Raw genomic sequence first — 18,465 nt, 5'->3', positions numbered from 1 at the left:
CATGCAGAAGATTGGCGTGATTGGTGCCGGCCAGATGGGCAGCGGCATCGCGCAGACCGCGGCGCAGGTGGGCATTGATGTGGTGCTGTCCGACATCAGTCTGGACGCCGCCGAAAAGGGCAAGGCCAAGATCGGCAAGGGGCTGGACCGTCTGGTTTCGCGCGAGAAGATGACGGCCGAGGCCGCCGCTGCGATTATGGCGCGCATCACGCCCGTGGGCGAATACGCCCCCATGTCCGAGGCCGACCTGATCATCGAGGCCGCGACCGAGCGTGAAGCGGTCAAGATGAAGATCTTTGAGGCCGCCGGCAAGGTGCTGCGCGCCGATGGCATTCTGGCCTCGAACACCTCGTCGATCTCGATCACGCGCATGTCGCAGGGTTCGCCCGATCCGGCGCGTTTTGTCGGCATGCATTTCTTCAACCCCGTGCCGGTGATGCAGCTGGTCGAGGTGATCCCCGGCCTGGGCACGTCAAAGGCCACGACCGAAGCCACTGTGGCGCTGGGCGAGAAGCTGGGCAAGCAGGTGGTGCTGGCGCAGGATGATCCGGGTTTTGTCGTCAACCGCATCTTTGTGCCGTTTATCAACGAGGCGATCTTTGTGCTGGGCAATGGCACCGGCAGCATCGTCGACATCGACAAGGGCGTGAAGCTGGGTCTGGCCCATCCGATGGGGCCGCTGGAACTGGCCGACTTCATCGGTCTGGACACGCTGCTCGAGATCATGCTGGTCTATCTGGACGCGACCGGCGACAGCAAGTACCGCCCCGCGCCGCTGCTGCGCAAATATGTCGAGGCGGGCTGGGTCGGCCGCAAGGCAGGCAAGGGCTTTTACGATTACAGCGGCGAAACGCCGGTGCCCACGCGCTGATCTGATCGGCGGGCCGTTGCGGCAATAAAAAGGGGGCGTCGGCATCAACCGGCGCCCCCTTTTGCGTGTGTGTCGCGGGGGCGTCAGCCCTGCGGCGTGACCAGATATTTTGCGCCGGTGGCCCGCGCGTTATAGTCCAGCACGGCCTCGCGGGTCAGCATCGCCTCCAGCGTGACGTCCGCCTTGTAATGGTTGGCAAAGGTGGTTTTCAGGCTGCGGGCAACGCGGGTGTGCATCCGCTGGCGGGCGACCGCGCCCAGTTTTTCCATCATCGGCGCCAGCAAAAAGCCCGAGATATCCCAGACATAGCCGAAATTGCGGTTCAGCACCGTGGGCGATGGGTCCAGCGTGCCATAGATGAAGCCGCGCTTTGGGCTGTTCGAGCCATAGCGGGCAAAACTGCCGCCGCTGTTGGCGGCCTTTTCCATTGCGCCCATGATCTGGCCCAGCAGCGTGCCGCCGCCCACCGCGTCAAAGGCCATCGTCGCGCCGGTCGCGGTGATCGCGGAAACCAGATCATCGCGGAAGGTGGGGGCGCTGCTGTCCACCACATGCGCCGCGCCCAGACCGCGCAACAGTTCGGCCTGTTCGGGCTTGCGCACGACGTTGACCAGCGGGATGCCATCCTCGGCGCAGATGCGGTGCAGCATCTGACCCAGATTGGAGGCGGCGGCGGTGTGGATCAGCGCCTTGTGCCCCTCGGCATGCATGGTTTCGACAAAGGCCAATGCGGTCAATGGGTTGACGAAGGCGGCCGCGCCCTCGCGCGCGGACACATCATCGGGCAGGAGCAGGCAATCCGCCGCCTCGATCACGCGGTGCTGGGCATACATCCCGCCGACAAAGGCGGCAACGCGCCGCCCGACCAGCGCTTGCGCCGCCGCATCACTGCCCGCCGCGATCACGGTACCTGCGCCCTCGTTGCCCACCGGCAGGGTCATCCCCACCCGCGCGGCAAAGGCCCGCAGCGCGCCGTCCCCCATCCGCGCGCGCACCATGCCGGGGGTGAATTCGCCCGCCTCGACATCGGCGGGGCCAAACAACAGGCCCAGATCGGACGGGTTGATGGGCGCGGCCTCGACCTGCACGACAACCTGACTGGCGGCCGGAGCGGGCAGGGGGGCGTCCTCCACCCGCGCGGTCAGCCAGCCGTCAGCGGCCAGATGGGTGGTGATCTGTCGAGTGGTGGCAGGCAACATCGGGCATCCTTCATATGCGCCGTGGCGGCGCTGGTGGCCCGTCATGGCGCGAAACGCCGCGCCGATCACCTGTTGTTTTGGGGGTGAGGGCGTTTCCGGCATCAGCCCAAGGCCGACACGGAAACGCCCATGTCTTCAGATGCGCGCGGCCATGGGATGGGCGGCGCTCAATCCGCTGGCAAAATGCATCGGCAAACCGCTGTCATCCATCACCGGCTCGGTCCGCTCGATCAGGTTGAGCAGATAGGTCAGGTGGATGAAGCGCCAGACGCCATCGCGCCGCTCGGCCCGCAGCAGGTATCGACCCCAAAAGCAGTTGTCGATGCTGGGGGCCGGATCCTCGGTGCGGCAGACGATGATGCTGGTGGTGTCCACCCATGCGCTATCGCCCTCCACCCGGATCACCGGCAGGCCAAAGGTGTGAAAGCGGCGGGTATAGCCCTCCTCCAGCGTGGTGACAAAGCCGCGATAGGCACTCAGGTCGCCCTGAAACATGCCGAAATCGAACTGCGCCTCGGGCCAGAAGATGGCGTCCAGCCGGTCCCACGCCAGCCAGTCCATCACCTGACCATAGTCGGCCAGCAGATCGGTCAGCGTGGCGCGGGCGATCAGCCCGGCCAGCGCGTCACGGTCGGCCGCTGTACCGGCCTCAGGCATCGACCTTGGCCTGCCAGCCGGCCAGCGTCGAGACATCCTCGCCCAGACGCACGACGGTCTTGCCCTCGGTCTTGCCCGACATCAGGCGGATGAAGGCCTCGGGCGTGGAATCCAGCCCCGTCGAGACGTTTTCGGTGGCGATCAGCTGACCGCTGCGCGCCCAATTGGCCAGCGCGTCCTCGGCCTCGTGCAGCATGTCGGCCGCCTCATAGGCCAGGAAACCGCGCATCGTGATGCGGTTGACCAGCACCTGCCACAGGTTGCGGATCGGGTATTGCTCGGTCTGGTTGTTATAGTTGGCGATCATGCCGCACACCGGAATGCGGCCAAAAGCCTTCATCCGGGGCAGAACCGCGTCCAGCGTCGCGCCACCCACGTTTTCGAAATAGAGGTCGATGCCATTGGGGAAATGCTTTTCGATTTCCGCGCCCAGATCGGCGCAGCTGCGATAGTTGATCGCTCCGTCATAGCCCAGCGTGTCGATCAGCGTGCGCGCCTTGTCGTCCGAGGACACGGTGCCGATGACCTTGGACGCGCCCGACAGCTTGGCCACCTGACCCGCGACCGAGCCGACCGCACCCGCCGCCGCGCTGACCAGCACTTCGTCGCCTGCACGGAATTCGCCGTATTTCTTGAGGCCGACATAGGCCGTGATGCCCGACCAGCCCAGCGCGCCCATATAGGCGGTTTCGGGCAGATCGGCGGCCACGCGCACATTTTCAAAACCCACAGCGCCAGGCGTCAGGACCGAGTGCGTTTCCCAGCCGATGAAGGCCCGGCCATAATCGCCTTCCTTGAAGTCCGGATTGCGCGAGGCGATCACCCGGCCCAGCACCATCGTGGGGATCAGGCCACCGATCTGGACCGGCGGCATATAGCTTTTGACGTCATCCAGCATGCCGCGCACCGCCGGATCAATGGCGAAGACGCGGTTTTCCAGCAGCACCTGGCCTTCTTCCAGATCGGGGATGGCGACTTCCTCGATGCGGAAGTTTTCGGGCACAGGCAGGCCGGAGGGGCGCGAGGCCAGCACGATGCGGCGCTTGGTCATGGTCATGGCGTAACTCTCCCAATGGGGCGGCGGGGGCGCGGAAATGCCGGCGGCGCGCCTGTCCCCGGTAATCAGCAAAAAGGCCCGCCCGTGATGGGCAGGCCGTGAAATATCAGTCGAGCGGCCCGCGCGGGTTGGTCGCGTCGAATTTCAGCACGTCCATCGCGATCTTGCTGCCCCAGCTGCCCAGCACCGCGCCGATTTGCGGGGCGGCCAGATGGGCGGCCAGACAGGCCGCATCGCGCCAGCGTTCATAGACCAGAATGGTGCCTTCGCTCGCGTCCTTGATGGCGAAATGGTAATCCATGCAGCCTTCTTCCTGCAACGTGGCAGGCACCAGCGAGGTCAGCGCCGCATACAGGCCATGCACTTCATCAGCTGCAATCTTGAGCGTTCCGGCAATGACGATCATCGTCTCTCTCCAATAGGTTGCGCTCGTTGTTCGTGGCGCGTTCGGCCGTCATCCTAGGGCGAATTGGCGCGGCAGGCAGCCTGTGGCAAAACATAGTTCTGCGCCTCAAGCCACCCGCCCGCCAGCGCGCCTTACCAGGCCGGCGCGTCGCCAGCCGGCATGGTGGGACCAGTCAGCCAGTCGCCGGTGATGGCGATGTCGATCTTGGTGCCCTTGTCGACCACGGTTTCGAATTCGGGCGTTGCCACCATGATGCGATTGGGCGCCCAGCACGAGCCCATCACCGTCTCGACATTGCCCAATTCCAGCCCGGTCTTGGCCAGCATGTCGCGCGCCTGTTCGATCGTGCGCCCGCGCAGTTCGGGGACATAGGCCTTGGTGGGATCATCGTGCATGGGGATCACGCGCTTGGCTTCGCGCTCGCCCTCTTCCTTGGCGGCCTGTTCGTCAAAGGCGGGGCCGTGGTAATCAATCTCCCAGTCGAACGAGAGCAGGTTTTCCAGAATGTCGGGCAAAAACGGCGTCATGCGCACATGCGACCAGTGCGACATATAGCGCTCCATGGCCTCATAGCTGTCGATGTCGCAGCAATTGGCAAAGTCGAAATCGCCCGAGTGAAAGCGCGTCTTGACGCACATGCCATGGCTGTAATCGCGCACTTCGGGGTTGAGATGCGGCAGCTTCTTCACCTCGGTCAGGAACAGGTCGATCTTGTCCTGCGGGGCGTCTTTCTTGAACTTGATCATCACGACGTGGCGGATCATCGGTGTCTCTCCCATGGGGCGGCGGCCGATGGGTGGCGCCGCTCTTTGTGGGGGGGAGACTATCGAGGGGTAGGTCGTGTGACGCCTGTCATATTAAACAGGTTTGCGCGGATCACCCCGCCACATGCACGCCCAGATCGGCCAGCACCACGCCCAGCACCTGATGCATTCGCTCCGCGGTCCAATCCTCCGGGGCAAAACAGGCCTCCAGCCCGATGCCCGCCACCGCCGCCAACAGCCGCCGCGCGGGCAGTTCCAGCGCCGGATCATCCGCGTCCTGTCCCAGCGCCTGCGCCAACAGCGCGCGATACAGCGCCAGCGCGCCCTCTGCCGCGCTGCGCCGTTCCTCCAGATAGGCCGGTTCCATATGCGCCCGCGCCCAAAAAGCCAGCCACACGCGCCAATTGGCCTGCGCCTGTGGGCTGACGGGCAGGATCGCGTCAAAACACGCCAACAGCGGCAAGCCCTGATCGCGCATCGCCGCCATCCGCGCATTGGCGCGTTCATTGGCCAGTTGGTACACGCGGAACAACAGCTCGTTCTTGTTGCGGAAATAGTGCGAAACGATCGAGGTGCTGCACCCGGCGGCAGCGGCAATCTCGCGGAAGGTCAGCGCCTCGATCCCCTGATCGGCCACCAGATCAAAGGCGATCTCCACCACGTGCGCGCGGCGTTCTTCTCGGTCAACGATAATCGGCATGGGGAGGTGTTACACGCTGGCGGGCGGGTTGACCATGGGGTGAGGCGCGTGACGCCGCATGGGGAAAAATGGTCGGGGAGACAGGATTCGAACCTGCGACCCTCTGCTCCCAAAGCAGATGCGCTACCAGGCTGCGCTACTCCCCGACTGGGATCGGCCCTTAAAAGCCCCGCCACCAATGCGCAAGGGCAAAAGCCTCCGCCGCCAAGGCTTTGTCCCCGGCCGCCACTTCGGCGCGAATGGTAGGCCCGGCAGGATTTGAACCCGCGACCTAGCCGTTATGAGCGGCCAGCTCTAACCACTGAGCTACGGGCCCATTCGTCCGACAATGCGCCGTTACCGCGCGGCCCGCCCCTTGGCAAGGGGCGGCGATCAGCGGCACGGCAGGCTTAGTCCAGCTCGATCCAGTCCATCATATCCTTGACGCAGGACGGTTTTACCCCGCGCGACAGCAACAGGTCAAACACCTGCCGCCACCAGTCATACAAGGTGTCCAGATCCGCCTCGCTGCGGACATAGGGCGTGTGGCCCGGCACCAGCGACGGGCTGTGGAAACTGGTGACGATCACCGGCAATCCGGCATCCACCGCCAAACTAGCCGCGCGCAACGCCTCGGTCACGGTGACGCCCTCTGGCGTCAAGGGCACCCGGTCCAGCAGGCGCAATTTGGCCATCACCCCATGCGCGCGCGGAATTTTGGCCAACAGCGGGAACAGCCAGCCACCCTGTGATCGCAACAATCCGGTGAACATGGTGGTCAGCGGCTGCTCCATCAACCGGCGGTCATTGCCCACCCACCATGGCCGCACCGGCAGATGTTTGAAATCCGCGCCGCCCCAGCCTGAATAGTCAAACCGCGACCGCACCGAGGTATCGACCGGCAGCCCCGCCTCACGCAGGATGGTGGCGGTGTTGGGCCCGATGCCATACCGCCCCGCGCGATAGCTGAGCGGCGCGGTGCCGAATGCCTCGCAAATGGTGTTATACAGCTTCATGAACTTCGCCCGTTCAAGCTCGAACGGAAGATTGCCGGAAAAGCTGTTGAATTGGTTCACTTCCTCCTCATGCGGAGGGTTTACCCACGGATGCAACTGCACGCCCACCTCGGCCCTTCCATGGGCCACGGCGTCGCGCAACATTTCCACCGCCAAAGGCGAGGTGACGATCGGGTAATCGACCAGATAGATCGGCACGATGCCATAGCCTTCGCAGAACTGCTGAAATTTGCGCAGGCGGTTGACCGTGTCCAGCCCATGCCCGGCCGCGCGCAGCGGCTGGGTCCAGTCGAACTCCTCCTCGGTGTCGATAGTGACCAGAAAACGCTGGCCAAAGCCCGGTTTGAAGCGAACCATCGCCTCTGGCTTGGGCGGATCGGTAAGTCGATGAAAGGCCAAGTCGCACCTCTGCCTGTTGTCGCGTCAGGCGGCGGGCGTGGCCGTCACGTGGTGGTGCCGGTGCCTGCCGTGGAGGGCTCTTTGCTAGGTTGTGCAACAGCTTGGGTCAAGTCTGACGCCATGTCAGATGGTTCGGCGGGGGCCACAATTGGGCGCACCAGCGGCAACATCAGGCGCAGATTGGCGCCGCAGCGGGTCAGCTGACCACCGGCGGCGCGCAATTCCGCCCCGGCCAGCCGCAGCGCAAAGCCTGTGCCGAACATCCCGGCGCTGGGCGCGGGCGGCGCGGGCAGGGCGGCGGCGTGGTACAACGCCTCATCCGCCAAATCGGCCAGCACGGCGGGCAGGGCACAGGTGAGATACACCGCGTCCCCGGCGCGTTCCAGCCGCAGCGCGATCTCTTCCTGCGCGCCCGCATTGCCGGTGATCGTCGCCAGCAAACGCCAGCACAACCGCTCAGCCTCGATCGGGTCCAGCGCGACCGGAGCGGTGGCCGCACCTGCCTCCACCAAAGTCAGACGCGGGCCCTGCGCCGCGCCCTGCGGTTGCAGCCGGGCGACAGTGGCGCGCAACGCCTCGGCAAAATCGCTGGTGCCGGCGGTCAGTTCCATCGCCCCGGACGCCAGCTTGGCAAAACGGTCCAGCTCTTCAAAGCCCGCCAGCATCCGCGCGCTGTCGGCGGCGATCACGGCGGCCAATGCGCGATATTCATGCGGCGCGGGGCCAAACAGTTGCTGCTGGATAATCTCGGCAAAGCCCTGAATGGCGTTCACCGGCGTGCGCAATTCATGCAGCAATTGGCGCAGGCGGTCGGCCTCACTCTCGCCCTTTGCGGCGGGGGTGTCGTCCGCGACCACGCGCAGCGCGCTTTCCCCCGGACGGCGGAACCGGCCCAGATGGCCGATGAACCGGCCCCCGGTGGGGTCAAAGCGCGGCACTGCGTCCACCTGCCAGTCCCCGGCCACCGCGGGCGCGCCATCCAGCGTGATGCGCACCGCGCGCAGCGGCTGATGCTGGCTGATGGCGTTGCTGATCCGCAGGCTGCCGCCCAACAGATGGCCCACCACCATGGGTGCGACATTGGGATCGCACCACACGATCCGCCCCTCACCATCGCTGGCAAAGTCAAAGCTGTTCAGACCGCGCCGATCGCTCCCCTCATCCTCCAGCGGCAGGCGGGGGGAGTCGCCGGTGCTGTTGGCGGCCAGATCGCGCGCGCGGCGAAAGGTTTCAATCCGGCGGACCAGAGCGCCAATGTCATCGTCGGCGGGCAGGGCGCTGCCGGCGGCCAGTGTCGCCTCGGCCACGGTCGCGGCCAAAGCTGCGGCATCAGGGGCGGGGACATCATGGGCGGGGATATCAGGGGTGGCAACGTCAGGAATATCGGGCGTTGCCCCACCGGCCTGCATCATGTGGCCCATGCCCTGTCCGCTTGATCCGCCAGCCGGTCTGCTTACGCCGCCCTTGGCCACGCCGGCCAGCGCGCGTTGCGGACTGCGCCTTGCGCCGCCACGCGGGGGCGTTGTGTTCGGTGCGGGCGGGGTCGGCTCCGGCGGGGTGGGATCGGGCGGGGTGGGATCGGGCTGATCCTCGGCCAGAATGATCGGGCGGGGGCTGGCCACCGGCTCTCCCTGGGGTCCAGCTCCCTCCGGCAGGGCAAAATCGTCGATCCCCAGCCGCGTCAACAGCGCCAGCGGCCCATCGCCCAGATCATCGCGCAACCGCACCCAGCGCCGCGCGTGCAGCGGCATCACCGGGATCAGGTCCACCCACTGCTCATCCGTTAATTGCGCGGCGCGGATCGCGGCGGCCGCGACGTTTGATTCGCCATTGCACAAAGCCGCCACCAGCCGGGCCGAGCGCAACCGCAGCCCCGGCTGATCCAGCATCGCCGCCCGGTCCACCGCCGCGATCTGACGCGACAGATCGGCCAGCCGCAGATAGGCTTGATCGTACTGCTCCCCCCGGACATCGCAGGGCGCGGTGCCGATCAGATCCAGCAGTTGCCGGAACTGGATGCGCGCGACACTGGGCCCGTTGGGCGTCAGTCGCAGGACAGTGGCAAGGCGATCATCATAGCGCATGAGCGGGTGTTATCAGGTCCTCAGGGCAGTCGCTTGCGTAGTATCCTCGATACCGGCGGAAAGCTGATCCGCCTGCATCCGTTTCCGTGCCATATCACACATGGGCTTAAGCGGAAGCGACAGTTCTGATGCGTTGCAAAGCGGGACAATTGCGGGCATAGACAATAATATTATGAAGGGGCGCGGCCTTTGGGCCAAAAGTTTCAGGATTTGGTTACCGTCGCCGGACCAATCAGGGGGCTGAAGGGCGCGTTCCGCCAAAAAACCGACTTTCCGTTAAGAGGATAGCACATCTCCATGGCCAATCTCGACCAGATCGACCGGCAGTTGCTGGCCGAATTGCAGGACGAAGGGCGCATCACCAATGTCGAGCTGGCGCAGCGCGTCGGCCTGACCGCGCCCCCCTGCCTGCGCCGGGTGCGCGCGCTGGAGGATATGGGCGTCATCCGCGGCTATCACGCCGATCTGGACGGGGCCAAGCTGGGCTTTTCGATCACGGTCTTCGCGCTGGTCTCGCTCAAAAGCCAGGCCGAGGACGCCTTGCGCGCGTTTGAAAACCACGTCGGCACCCTGCCCGAAGTGCGCGAATGCCACATGCTGAACGGCGAGATCGACTTTATCCTGAAAATCGTCAGCCGCGACCTGCAAGGCTTTCAGGAATTCCTGACCAGCAAGCTGACGCCCGCGCCCAATGTCGCCAGCGTGAAAACCAGCCTGACCATCCGCACCGCCAAACACATCCCCGGCGTCCCGCTGGAGGTGTGATGCGCGGCGCGGCCCGCGCCACGGCAAACGCAACGCAAAAGGCCGGCAGGATCGCTCCCGCCGGCCTTTCGTATGTTCACAGCTTTCGTCTGGCGAATCAGCGCTTTGCCAGCCACTCTTCCAGCCATTTGATGGTATAGTCGCCGCTCTGGAACTCTTCGTCCTTGAGCAGCGCCTGATGCAGCGGGATCGAGGTCTTGACCCCGCCGATCGCCATCTCCTCCAGCGCGCGCTTCAGCCGCATGATGCAGCCTTGACGCGTGCGGCCATAGACGATCAGCTTTGCCACCATCGAGTCATAGTACGGCGGGATCTTGTACCCGGCATACAGCCCGCTATCGACGCGCACATGCAGACCGCCCGGCGCGTGGAAGCTCTCCACCAGCCCCGGCGAGGGGGCAAAGGTGAAGGGGTCCTCGGCGTTGATGCGGCATTCGATGGCGTGGCCACGGAACTCGATGTCTTCTTGGCGCACCGACAGCGGCTGACCATCGGCCACGCGGATCTGTTCACGCACCAGATCCATGCCGGTGATCGCCTCGGTCACGGGATGTTCGACCTGCAGGCGGGTGTTCATTTCGATGAAATAGAACTCCCCGTTTTCCCACAGGAATTCGATCGTGCCCGCGCCGCGATAGCCCATGTCGGCCATCGCCTTGGAGACGATGCCACCCATGCGGGCGCGTTCCTGCGCGGTGATGACGGGGCTGGGGGCTTCCTCCAGCACCTTCTGGTGGCGGCGCTGCAACGAACAGTCGCGCTCGCCCAGATGGATGGCGTTGCCCTTGCCATCGCCAAAGATCTGGAACTCGATGTGACGCGGGTTGCCCAGATATTTTTCGATATAGACGGTCGCGTCGCCAAAGGCGGCCTTGGCCTCGGAGCCGGCCTGCTGCATCAGCGTTTCCAGCTCTTCGGGTGCGTTGCACACCTTCATGCCGCGCCCGCCGCCGCCGCTGGCCGCCTTGATGATCACCGGATAGCCGATCTTCTCGGCAATCGCGCGCGCCTCGTCAAAGTCTGAAACCGCGCCGTCAGAGCCCGGCACCAGCGGCAGACCCAGCGCGCCAGCGGTCTTCTTGGCCTCGACCTTGTCACCCATGGTGCGGATATGCTCGGGCTTGGGCCCGATCCAGGTGATGCCATGGGCCTCGACGATCTCGGCGAAACGGGCGTTTTCGGACAGGAAGCCATAGCCGGGATGGATCGCGTCCGCCCCGGTGATCTCCGCCGCCGAGATGATCGCCGCCACGTTCAGGTACGAATCCTTGGCCGCCGGCGGGCCGATGCACACCGCATGGTCGGCCAGCCGCACATGCATGGCGTCGGCGTCGGCGGTGGAATGCACCGCGACCGTCTCGATCCCCATTTCCCGCGCAGCACGATGGATGCGCAAAGCGATCTCGCCGCGATTGGCGATCAGGATGCGGTTGATGGCCATCGCCGGTTTAGCCGATCACCACCAGCGGCTGGTCGAATTCGACCGGCTGCGCGTTTTCGATATTGATGGCCACGATCGTGCCGCCGACGGGGGCGGTGATCGGGTTCATGACCTTCATCGCCTCGACGATGACCAGCGTGTCGCCAGCCTTGACGCTCTTGCCCACGGTGATGAAATCGGGCGCGCCCGGTTCAGGCGCCAGATAGACGGTGCCAACCATGGGCGATTTGACCTGCGTGCCCTCAACCGCGGCGGGGGCGGCAGCAGCAGGCGCGGCCGCCGGAGCGGGCGCAGCAGCCGGAGCGGCGGCAGGCGCGGGCGCATAGCCCATCGGTGCGGGCGCATAGCCAGCCACAGGGGCGGGCGCGGCGATCTGGATGTTGCGCGCGACGCGGATCTTGCGGCCACCATCGGCCACTTCGATCTCGGTCAGGCCGGTGTCGGCCAGCAGCTCGGCCAGTTCACGCACCAGCGAGCCATCGATGTTCATGCGGTTTTGCGGTTCGCGACCCGCGTCGGTGTTGTCGCCCATGTGATCCCCTTGGCGAAAAATTTCGAAACAAGCCCCTAATGCCGCCGTTGCGGTGCGGCAAGGGGGTGCTATTCCGTTTTTCCCCTTATTGCCACGCGATATGCGGGTTAAAAGCGGTTAAACGGCTGATGGATGAACCGATTACAGGTTCGCGGCGGCCTGTAGTGCCAGCAAATAGGACTGTGCGCCAAAACCGGCGATGGTGCCCTTGGCCGCCATGCCGATATAGCTCTTGTGGCGGAAAGCCTCGCGCGTGTGCGGATTGGACAGGTGGACCTCGATCACGGGGATCTCGATTCCCTTGGCCGCGTCCAGAATGGCGATGCTGGTATGGGTCAGCGCGCCTGCGTTGATGATCACCGCATGGGCCCCGGCGGCGCGCGCCTCGTGCATCCAGTCGACGATCACGCCTTCGTGGTTGGACTGGCGGCAATCGACCGTCAGGTTCAGGTCCCGCGCGCGCTCGACCAGCATGGCGTTGATGTCGGCCAGCGTGGTGTGGCCATAGATATGCGGTTCCCGCGTGCCCAGCAGGTTGATGTTGGGACCATTGAGAACATAGATCAGCCGATTGGCCATGCGCTGTGCCCCTTTGTCTGTGCGGCGGGCGGGTGTGGACCGCCCGGTTCATGAAATGTCGCTGTGCCGCCATGGGGTCAATCGGCGGGCGGCGCAAGCGTGATGGCGCGATGGGCGGCGAGGCGGCACGAGGCGGCGAGGGGGCGGCGAGGGGGCGGCGCATAAAACAAAACCCCGCGCCGGGCGGGGCGCGGGGTCTGGTGCGGGGTCTGGTGCGGGCGGGGGTTTGGAGGCTTTATTTGTCGGTGCCGGCAACCTTGCCCCATTGCCGCGCGGCGGTATAGCCCAGATAGCCAGTGCCAAACAGCATATAGAGCGGTTCGGGAATGCCGCCCAGATAGGCGTTCATGCCGCGCCCGATGGCGATCGCCACGTCGGGTTTGAACGCGGCGATGACACCCATCGGCAGCGACCACAGGATCATCGCGTACATGACATAGAGAAAGCTGGGGCGGGCGCGGCTGGTCCAGGGGTCGCTCGCCTGCGCCTCGGCGATGATGGCCGAGAGTTGCGTTTGCAGCAGCGCCATTTCCTGCGTGCCCTGCAATTGCAGCAATTGCAGCTTGGCCGCTTCGCGGGCGGATTTGTCGGGGATGATGCGGTCCAGCAGGCTGGTGATCGGGCCGATCAGCGAATCGATGATGGGCATGGGGTACCTTTCCATTGGGAGGGTGGAAAGGGTGTTTTTAACCACATGGGTTCATGTAGGACAGCGCTGTACGGATAACGCGGTGATGATGGCATCGAAACGCGGTCATATCGCTATCACTGACAACAAAAAAGGCCCCTTGCGGAGCCTGTCTTGTCATCTGCCCGCAGGCGATGCTGTTTGGCAAATTTGGTCGGGACGAGAGGATTCGAACCTCCGACCCCCACACCCCCAGTGTGATGCGCTACCAGGCTGCGCTACGTCCCGACCGATTTGCCAAACCGCCCGGAGGCGGCTGGTTTCCCGCTGCGTTTTCAGCGGCGAGGCGCGCCCTATAGGCAGGGAAATTTTCGATGGCAAGCGGGTTTGGCGATGTTTTTTCACGCCGCCGGTTTTTTCTGCGCCGAACGCGCCGCGGGGCAGGGCAAAGGGGGGCGGCTTTCCGGGCGGTGTTTGCCATCCCCTGTATAAGCTGCTAGGCGGCGAACCGTTTCGGGCATTTGTCCGTTGCACGGATGACCGGTAGGCCAACAGGCCCACCCGGCCAGCCGACAGGCAGCGGCCAGCCTGGTGCGAAACCGGGCCCGGTGACGGGCAAACCCATGATTTTCCGGCGGTGTGCGCCCGTTCGCGCCCGCCCAAACCATAGAGCTGTGCTTGCGATGACAACCCAGTCTGTTCTTTCCCTACTTGCCGCCGGTGCCGCTGGTCAGCCGCCGGTGTGGATCAGCTATTTGCCGTTTGTGGGCATGGCCCTGATCCTGTGGTTCCTGATCCTGCGCCCGCAGATGCAGCAGCAAAAGGCCCACAAGGCCAAGCTGGAAGGCATCAAGAAGGGCGATCAGGTGCTGACGGGCGGTGGTTTTCTGGCCAAGGTGATCAAGGTCGAGGAAGACTATGTCGATCTGGAACTGGGCCAGAATGTCCGGGTGCGCGCGTTGAAGTCGACCATTTCCGACGTCATCCCGCCCGCCGGCGCCAAGCCCGCCAACGACTGAACCGTGCCGCGCGCAGGTTGACGCCGGGCAGCGCCCGCACCATCTGCGCGTTTCGCACCCTATTTTGCCGCGTTGCCCATGATGGGCGGCGCGGCCCCACCACAGGCGTCGGCCCCGACGTCCGCCACAGGCGAAAGCGCTAACTCACGATGCTCGACTTTCCGCGCTGGAAACAGGTGTTCTACTGGTTGATCACGGCGTTGATCTGCTGTGCCGCGCTGCCCTCGCTGGTGTCGGTGGCGGGATATAACTGGCCCGCCTCGCTGCCCAATCCCAAGATCAACCTGGGCCTTGACCTTGCTGGCGGCAGCCACCTGCTGCTGGAAGCCAGCGCCGATCAGGTGGTCGCCCAACGCCTTGAAGCCAAGGAAGAGGAACTGCGCAACGCCTTCAAAAAGGCGGGCAATGTGCAGTTTGGCGATATCTCGAACCGGGGCGGGGTGATCTCGTTCATCGTCGGCAACACCGCGCAGGTGGACGCCGTGCGCGACATCGTCGACAAGCAGGAAACCGGCAGCCAGCGCAACTGGACCTTTGCGGTGCAGGACACGACCCGCATCGTCCTGACACCGACCAAGGAAAGTGCCAACGAAGCGGTCAGCCGCGCGATGGAAACCGCCATCGAGGTGGTGCGCAAGCGTATCGACGCGCTGGGCACGCGCGAACCCACGATCATCCGTCAGGGCGCCGACCGCATCGTGGTACAGGTGCCGGGCTTGAAGGATCCTTCGTCGCTCAAGGCGCTGCTGGGGCAGACCGCCAAGCTGGAATTCAAGCTGGTGGACGAGCTGGCCTCGGCCACGGACATCGCGCAGGGCATTGCGCCTCCGGGTGACGAAATCGTCCCCTATGCCGAGGCGGGGATGCCCCCCATCGCGGTCAAGCGTCTGGGCGGCATCAAGGGCGACCGCCTGACCGATGCCAAGCAGGGCTATAACCAGAACAACATCCCGGTGGTGAACATCAGTTTCGACACGCAGGGTGGCGAACAATTCGCCCGCCTGACCACCGAAAACACCGGCAAGCGTTTCGCCATCATTCTGGATGGCAAGGTGCTGTCGGCCCCGACCATCAACACCCCGATCATCGGCGGCAGCGCCGAAATCTCGGGCAGCTTTACCGTGGAGAGCGCGAACCAATTGGCGATTTCGCTGCGCTCGGGCGCGCTGCCGGTGGATCTGAAGGTGGTGGAAGAACGTACGGTCGGCCCCGATCTGGGCGCTGATTCGATCAACAAGGGCATGATCGCCATGGGCGTTGGCACCGGTCTGGTGGTGCTGTTCATGGCGCTGGTTTATGGCCGCTTTGGCCTCTATGCCAACGCCGCGCTGGTCATCAACGTGCTGATGATCTTGGGCGTGATGTCGGTGATGAGCACCACGCTGACGCTGCCGGGCATCGCCGGTTTCGTGCTGACCATCGGTGCGGCGGTGGACGCCAACGTGCTGATCAACGAACGCATCCGCGAAGAGCGCAAGCGCGGCCGCCGCGTGTTCCAGTCGGTCGAACTGGGTTACAAGGAGGCCAGCCGCGCCATCTTTGACGCCAATATCACCAATGTCATCGCCGCCGCGCTGATGTTCGCCTTTGGCTCTGGCCCGATCAAGGGCTTTGCCGTGGTGCTGGTGATCGGCATCGTGACATCGGTGTTCACCGCCGTGACGATGACGCGCATGTGGGTGGCCGGATGGCTGCGCCGCACCCGCCCCAATGATATCAACATCTGATCGAGGACAGGCAGATGAAACTCTTGAAGCTCGTCCCCGACGATACGAACATCCACTTTCTCAAGTGGCGCTTGCCGTTCTTCATCGTGTCGGGCCTGTTGATGATTGCCAGCTGGGCGCTGGTGTTCACCCATGGTCTGAACATGGGCGTCGATTTTGTCGGCGGCCAGATGATCCGCGTGACCTTCACGCAAAGCGCGACAGCGCCAGTGGCCCAATTGCGCGAGGAAATCGCCAAGCTGGGCTATGGTGAGCCGATCATCCAGACCTTCGGCGCGGAAAACGCTGTGTCGGTGCGCCTGCGCCTGCCCGAAGGCTCGGACAAGAACGCGGGTCTGGCCGATGCCATGGCCAAGAAGGTGTCAGCCGCGATTCGCGCCGCCCATCAGGACGCGCGCGTCGATGGCGTCGATTCGGTTTCGGGCAAGGTGTCGAAGGAACTGGGCTGGACCGCGTTCCAGGCGCTGGGTTTGGCCTCGATCGCGATCTCGATCTACATCTGGTATCGCTTTGAATGGCAGTTCGGCATCGGCGCGCTGTTTGCGCTGGTGCATGACGTGTCGCTGACGATGGGCCTGTTTGCGGTGACGCAGATGGAGTTTGACCTGACGATCGTCGCGGCCATCCTGACGATCATCGGCTATTCGTTGAATGACACGATCGTCGTTTACGACCGCATCCGCGAAAACCTGAAGAAGTTCCGCAAGATGCCTTTGCCCGAACTGCTCGACCTCTCGGTCAACGAGACGCTGAGCCGCACGGTGATGACGTCTGGCATGATGCTGATCACGCTGGTGGCGCTGTTGCTGTTCGGGCCAAAGGTGATCTTTGGCTTTACCGCGGCGATTACGCTGGGCATTTTCGTCGGCACATATAGCTCGGTCTATATGTCGGCGCCGATCCTGGTGTGGCTGCGCGTGACCAGCGGCAGTTTCGTCCCCACCGAAACCGCGCTGGAACGGCAGGAGCGTCTGGCACGGGAAGGCGCGCTGCCCTAACGTTTTTAGAGCGGATCGGTGCAGAAATAGGAGCCGGTGCGGGTCGTCAACCCCACCGGCTTCATTGCGTTGAGGGGCGCGTCAAACGGCGGCGCGCCATGCCAGAATTGCCCCGGCATGATGAGCCCCAGGCCGATGCAGGCGATCAGCCCAACCAGCCCCTTGATCGCATTGCGGCGCGGCCATTGCGCGCGGCGCAGCGGCCAGCACAGCGCCGCAAACACCGCCCACAGCAGCACCAGATTGGCGGCATAGGCGGGCCACCACACGACATATTCCAGCGAGGACACCAACGTAAATTGCCGTTCGGGCAGGATCAGGCCGTGGACGGCCGCGGCAATGCCATCGCGGCCGTCACAGGCCGGATAGGTCCAGCGCGTGGTGACCTGTGTATGCGTCAGCGCCGCGCCAAGACCGGCAAACCACAGCCAGCCCAGCGCGTCGATCCGCCGGCGCATCAGCGCGCGGCCTGTTGCCAGACGGCGATCAGGCGGGCGGCGTTGGCCTCCCAACTGAAGTGGGCGACCGTGGCGGCGACATCCTCGGGCGCGGGCGGGGCGGCCAACAGCGCGTTCAGCGCCTGCGCGATGGCTTGCGGCGTGCGCTCGGCCAGATGACCGGCGGCGGGCGTGGTGACCACTTCGGCGGCGCCGCCGACATTGGGGATCACCAGCGGCGTGCCACAGGCCAGCGCCTCGACCCAGACATTGGCCAGCCCCTCGCGCTCGCTGGGCAGGACCACGGCATCGGCTGCCGACATCAGCACCGGCAGGCGGTTATGGCTGACCTGCCCCAGAAAATGCACCCGATCGACCAGACCAGAGGCCGCCGCCAGCGCGCGCAGGGCAGCCTCCTCCGGCCCGACCCCCGCCAGCGCCAGATGCGCGGCAGGAATGTCGGCCAGTGCGGAGATGGCCAGCGCCTGCCCCTTGATCGTGATCAGCGCGCCCGGGCACACGAGCAGCGGCGCGGGCGCGGGCAGGGCGGGCAAGAGATCGGCAATCGCCGCGCGGGCGTCTGCGCGTGGCGTGGGGCGGAACAGGGCACGGTCCAAGCCCGTGTAATGTGGGCGGATTTTGTCTGGATCGATGCCCAGTGCCGCCATGTCGCGCCCCAACGCCGCCGAACAAGGCAGAACGGTGGCGGCCTGATCGGCGGCCGCGCGGATCTGGCGCAGGGCAGCAGGGCGCGTGCCCCAATAGTGAATGTCGCTGCCCCTGGCCTTGATCGTCAGCGGCAAACCCAAAGCGCGGGCGATGATCGCGGCGGCGGGGCCATCGGGGAAAAAGAACTGGGCGTCGATCAGGTCGAACGGCTTTTCCGCGTGCAGGCGGCGCACCAGTGGCAGGACCGCGCGAGCAATGCGCGCGGGATTGCTGTCACCGCCGATCAGTGGAAACAGGGTAAAGCGCGGGTGGTAAACCGTGATCCCGCCACAGTCGGACGTGGCTGGGCAGGTGGCCAGTGCGGCATAGGGCGCGCGGGTCCGCAGTGGCCATGGCGGCAGGCCGATGGGATTGATCATCACCAGATCGGTATTGCCATTACGTGCCACCGCACCCATTTGGTTGGCGACGAATTTGCCAAAGGCCGGGCGTGGCGGAGCCGGGAACAGCGTGGATAAGGACAGAACGCGCATCATGC

The 18,465-nt window shown here is 64.8% G+C and carries 19 protein-coding genes and 3 tRNA genes; 5 read left to right on the top strand and 17 right to left on the bottom strand.

Translation table 11 applies throughout. The features are described from left to right. The first annotated feature begins 1 nt into the window (after position 1). The gene (locus tag GTZ99_RS16110) at positions 2–871 is read left to right on the top strand and encodes a 3-hydroxyacyl-CoA dehydrogenase NAD-binding domain-containing protein (protein WP_161720737.1); all 870 of its coding nucleotides are present in this window, start codon (positions 2–4) and stop codon (positions 869–871) included. A gap of 83 nt (positions 872–954) precedes the next feature. On the opposite strand, the gene GTZ99_RS16105 is transcribed toward GTZ99_RS16110, so the two are convergent. From GTZ99_RS16105 to GTZ99_RS16060, 10 genes are all read right to left on the bottom strand, one after another. After that, positions 955–2,070: a zinc-binding dehydrogenase gene (locus GTZ99_RS16105; RefSeq protein ID WP_161720735.1), complete on the bottom strand. Its 1,116-nt coding sequence runs from the start codon at positions 2,068–2,070 to the stop codon at positions 955–957. Between the two features lie 135 nt (positions 2,071–2,205). Beyond that, the gene (locus tag GTZ99_RS16100; protein WP_161720733.1) at positions 2,206–2,727 is read right to left on the bottom strand and encodes a nuclear transport factor 2 family protein; all 522 of its coding nucleotides are present in this window, start codon (positions 2,725–2,727) and stop codon (positions 2,206–2,208) included. Next, positions 2,720–3,784: an NADP-dependent oxidoreductase gene (locus tag GTZ99_RS16095; RefSeq protein WP_227711434.1), complete on the bottom strand. Its 1,065-nt coding sequence runs from the start codon at positions 3,782–3,784 to the stop codon at positions 2,720–2,722. The genes GTZ99_RS16100 and GTZ99_RS16095 overlap by 8 nt, the downstream gene beginning before the upstream one ends. A 106-nt stretch (positions 3,785–3,890) precedes the next feature. Continuing rightward, positions 3,891–4,190, bottom strand: a complete 300-nt coding sequence (locus GTZ99_RS16090) for a putative quinol monooxygenase (protein WP_161720731.1) — start codon at positions 4,188–4,190, stop codon at positions 3,891–3,893. Between the two features lie 131 nt (positions 4,191–4,321). Beyond that, positions 4,322–4,954 carry a Dabb family protein gene (locus GTZ99_RS16085; RefSeq protein WP_161720729.1) on the bottom strand — a complete coding sequence of 211 codons (633 nt, stop codon included), beginning with the start codon at positions 4,952–4,954 and terminating at the stop codon, positions 4,322–4,324. A gap of 112 nt (positions 4,955–5,066) precedes the next feature. Continuing rightward, on the bottom strand, positions 5,067–5,654 hold the full coding sequence (locus GTZ99_RS16080; RefSeq protein ID WP_161720727.1) for a TetR/AcrR family transcriptional regulator: 588 nt from the start codon (positions 5,652–5,654) through the stop codon (positions 5,067–5,069). A gap of 69 nt (positions 5,655–5,723) precedes the next feature. Beyond that, a tRNA-Pro gene (locus tag GTZ99_RS16075) sits at positions 5,724–5,800 on the bottom strand. Positions 5,801–5,894: 94 nt separating this feature from the next. Continuing rightward, positions 5,895–5,970, bottom strand: a tRNA-Ile gene (locus GTZ99_RS16070). 73 nt (positions 5,971–6,043) lie between these two features. Next, complete coding sequence (locus tag GTZ99_RS16065; RefSeq protein ID WP_161720725.1) at positions 6,044–7,006, bottom strand: polysaccharide deacetylase family protein; 963 nt, start codon at positions 7,004–7,006, stop codon at positions 6,044–6,046. A gap of 86 nt (positions 7,007–7,092) precedes the next feature. Then, the gene (locus tag GTZ99_RS16060) at positions 7,093–9,132 is read right to left on the bottom strand and encodes a sensor histidine kinase (protein WP_161720723.1); all 2,040 of its coding nucleotides are present in this window, start codon (positions 9,130–9,132) and stop codon (positions 7,093–7,095) included. A gap of 297 nt (positions 9,133–9,429) precedes the next feature. Between GTZ99_RS16060 and GTZ99_RS16055 the strand changes: the two genes are divergently transcribed. Further along, on the top strand, positions 9,430–9,897 hold the full coding sequence (locus GTZ99_RS16055) for an Lrp/AsnC family transcriptional regulator (protein ID WP_161720721.1): 468 nt from the start codon (positions 9,430–9,432) through the stop codon (positions 9,895–9,897). A 97-nt stretch (positions 9,898–9,994) separates the two neighbouring features. Here the strand turns inward: GTZ99_RS16055 and accC are convergent, their stop codons facing one another. From accC to GTZ99_RS16030, 5 genes are all read right to left on the bottom strand, one after another. After that, complete coding sequence (accC, locus tag GTZ99_RS16050) at positions 9,995–11,338, bottom strand: acetyl-CoA carboxylase biotin carboxylase subunit (protein ID WP_161720719.1); 1,344 nt, start codon at positions 11,336–11,338, stop codon at positions 9,995–9,997. 7 nt (positions 11,339–11,345) lie between these two features. Beyond that, positions 11,346–11,870 carry an acetyl-CoA carboxylase biotin carboxyl carrier protein gene (gene accB / locus GTZ99_RS16045; RefSeq protein WP_227711433.1) on the bottom strand — a complete coding sequence of 175 codons (525 nt, stop codon included), beginning with the start codon at positions 11,868–11,870 and terminating at the stop codon, positions 11,346–11,348. 141 nt (positions 11,871–12,011) lie between these two features. Then, positions 12,012–12,449, bottom strand: coding sequence for a type II 3-dehydroquinate dehydratase (gene aroQ / locus GTZ99_RS16040; protein WP_161720717.1), 438 nt, complete (start codon positions 12,447–12,449; stop codon positions 12,012–12,014). Positions 12,450–12,684: 235 nt separating this feature from the next. Further along, positions 12,685–13,098 (bottom strand): holin family protein, encoded by a 414-nt coding sequence (locus GTZ99_RS16035; protein ID WP_161720715.1) that lies wholly within the window; start codon positions 13,096–13,098, stop codon positions 12,685–12,687. 190 nt (positions 13,099–13,288) lie between these two features. Further along, positions 13,289–13,365, bottom strand: a tRNA-Pro gene (locus tag GTZ99_RS16030). 395 nt (positions 13,366–13,760) lie between these two features. Between GTZ99_RS16030 and yajC the strand changes: the two genes are divergently transcribed. The 3 genes from yajC to secF all read left to right on the top strand — a co-directional run bounded on the left by yajC (position 13,761) and on the right by secF (position 16,821). After that, positions 13,761–14,096, top strand: coding sequence for a preprotein translocase subunit YajC (gene yajC, locus GTZ99_RS16025; RefSeq protein WP_161720713.1), 336 nt, complete (start codon positions 13,761–13,763; stop codon positions 14,094–14,096). Between the two features lie 149 nt (positions 14,097–14,245). After that, positions 14,246–15,823: a protein translocase subunit SecD gene (gene secD, locus GTZ99_RS16020; protein WP_161720711.1), complete on the top strand. Its 1,578-nt coding sequence runs from the start codon at positions 14,246–14,248 to the stop codon at positions 15,821–15,823. Positions 15,824–15,837: 14 nt separating this feature from the next. Continuing rightward, entirely contained in the window at positions 15,838–16,821 is a 984-nt protein-coding gene (secF, locus tag GTZ99_RS16015) for a protein translocase subunit SecF (protein ID WP_161720709.1), read from the top strand. A gap of 5 nt (positions 16,822–16,826) precedes the next feature. On the opposite strand, the gene GTZ99_RS16010 is transcribed toward secF, so the two are convergent. Then, positions 16,827–17,279: a hypothetical protein gene (locus tag GTZ99_RS16010; protein WP_161720707.1), complete on the bottom strand. Its 453-nt coding sequence runs from the start codon at positions 17,277–17,279 to the stop codon at positions 16,827–16,829. Further along, positions 17,279–18,460, bottom strand: coding sequence for a glycosyltransferase (locus GTZ99_RS16005; RefSeq protein WP_161720828.1), 1,182 nt, complete (start codon positions 18,458–18,460; stop codon positions 17,279–17,281). Before GTZ99_RS16005 ends, GTZ99_RS16010 begins: the two co-directional genes overlap by 1 nt. Positions 18,461–18,465 lie beyond the last annotated feature (5 nt).

The sequence above is a fragment of the Novosphingobium ovatum genome, from assembly GCF_009909235.1.
GTDB classification, from domain to species: domain Bacteria; phylum Pseudomonadota; class Alphaproteobacteria; order Sphingomonadales; family Sphingomonadaceae; genus Novosphingobium; species Novosphingobium ovatum.
This window is presented reverse-complemented; position numbering and strand designations above follow the sequence as displayed.

Bases quoted from the DNA above. Each gene is read 5' to 3' on its own strand.
- GTZ99_RS16110 (WP_161720737.1), top strand. From the start codon at position 2: ATGCAGAAGATTGGCGTGATTGGTGCCGGCCAGATGGGCAGCGGCATC.
- GTZ99_RS16095 (WP_227711434.1), bottom strand. From the start codon at position 3,784: ATGACCATGACCAAGCGCCGCATCGTGCTGGCCTCGCGCCCCTCCGGC.
- GTZ99_RS16055 (WP_161720721.1), top strand. From the start codon at position 9,430: ATGGCCAATCTCGACCAGATCGACCGGCAGTTGCTGGCCGAATTGCAG.
- accB (WP_227711433.1), bottom strand. From the start codon at position 11,870: ATGGGCGACAACACCGACGCGGGTCGCGAACCGCAAAACCGCATGAAC.
- GTZ99_RS16100 (WP_161720733.1), bottom strand. From the start codon at position 2,727: ATGCCTGAGGCCGGTACAGCGGCCGACCGTGACGCGCTGGCCGGGCTG.
- GTZ99_RS16065 (WP_161720725.1), bottom strand. From the start codon at position 7,006: ATGGTTCGCTTCAAACCGGGCTTTGGCCAGCGTTTTCTGGTCACTATC.
- GTZ99_RS16060 (WP_161720723.1), bottom strand. From the start codon at position 9,132: ATGCGCTATGATGATCGCCTTGCCACTGTCCTGCGACTGACGCCCAAC.
- yajC (WP_161720713.1), top strand. From the start codon at position 13,761: ATGACAACCCAGTCTGTTCTTTCCCTACTTGCCGCCGGTGCCGCTGGT.
- GTZ99_RS16090 (WP_161720731.1), bottom strand. From the start codon at position 4,190: ATGATCGTCATTGCCGGAACGCTCAAGATTGCAGCTGATGAAGTGCAT.
- GTZ99_RS16010 (WP_161720707.1), bottom strand. From the start codon at position 17,279: ATGCGCCGGCGGATCGACGCGCTGGGCTGGCTGTGGTTTGCCGGTCTT.
- GTZ99_RS16080 (WP_161720727.1), bottom strand. From the start codon at position 5,654: ATGCCGATTATCGTTGACCGAGAAGAACGCCGCGCGCACGTGGTGGAG.
- GTZ99_RS16105 (WP_161720735.1), bottom strand. From the start codon at position 2,070: ATGTTGCCTGCCACCACTCGACAGATCACCACCCATCTGGCCGCTGAC.
- secF (WP_161720709.1), top strand. From the start codon at position 15,838: ATGAAACTCTTGAAGCTCGTCCCCGACGATACGAACATCCACTTTCTC.
- GTZ99_RS16085 (WP_161720729.1), bottom strand. From the start codon at position 4,954: ATGATCCGCCACGTCGTGATGATCAAGTTCAAGAAAGACGCCCCGCAG.
- secD (WP_161720711.1), top strand. From the start codon at position 14,246: ATGCTCGACTTTCCGCGCTGGAAACAGGTGTTCTACTGGTTGATCACG.
- GTZ99_RS16005 (WP_161720828.1), bottom strand. From the start codon at position 18,460: ATGCGCGTTCTGTCCTTATCCACGCTGTTCCCGGCTCCGCCACGCCCG.
- GTZ99_RS16035 (WP_161720715.1), bottom strand. From the start codon at position 13,098: ATGCCCATCATCGATTCGCTGATCGGCCCGATCACCAGCCTGCTGGAC.
- accC (WP_161720719.1), bottom strand. From the start codon at position 11,338: ATGGCCATCAACCGCATCCTGATCGCCAATCGCGGCGAGATCGCTTTG.
- aroQ (WP_161720717.1), bottom strand. From the start codon at position 12,449: ATGGCCAATCGGCTGATCTATGTTCTCAATGGTCCCAACATCAACCTG.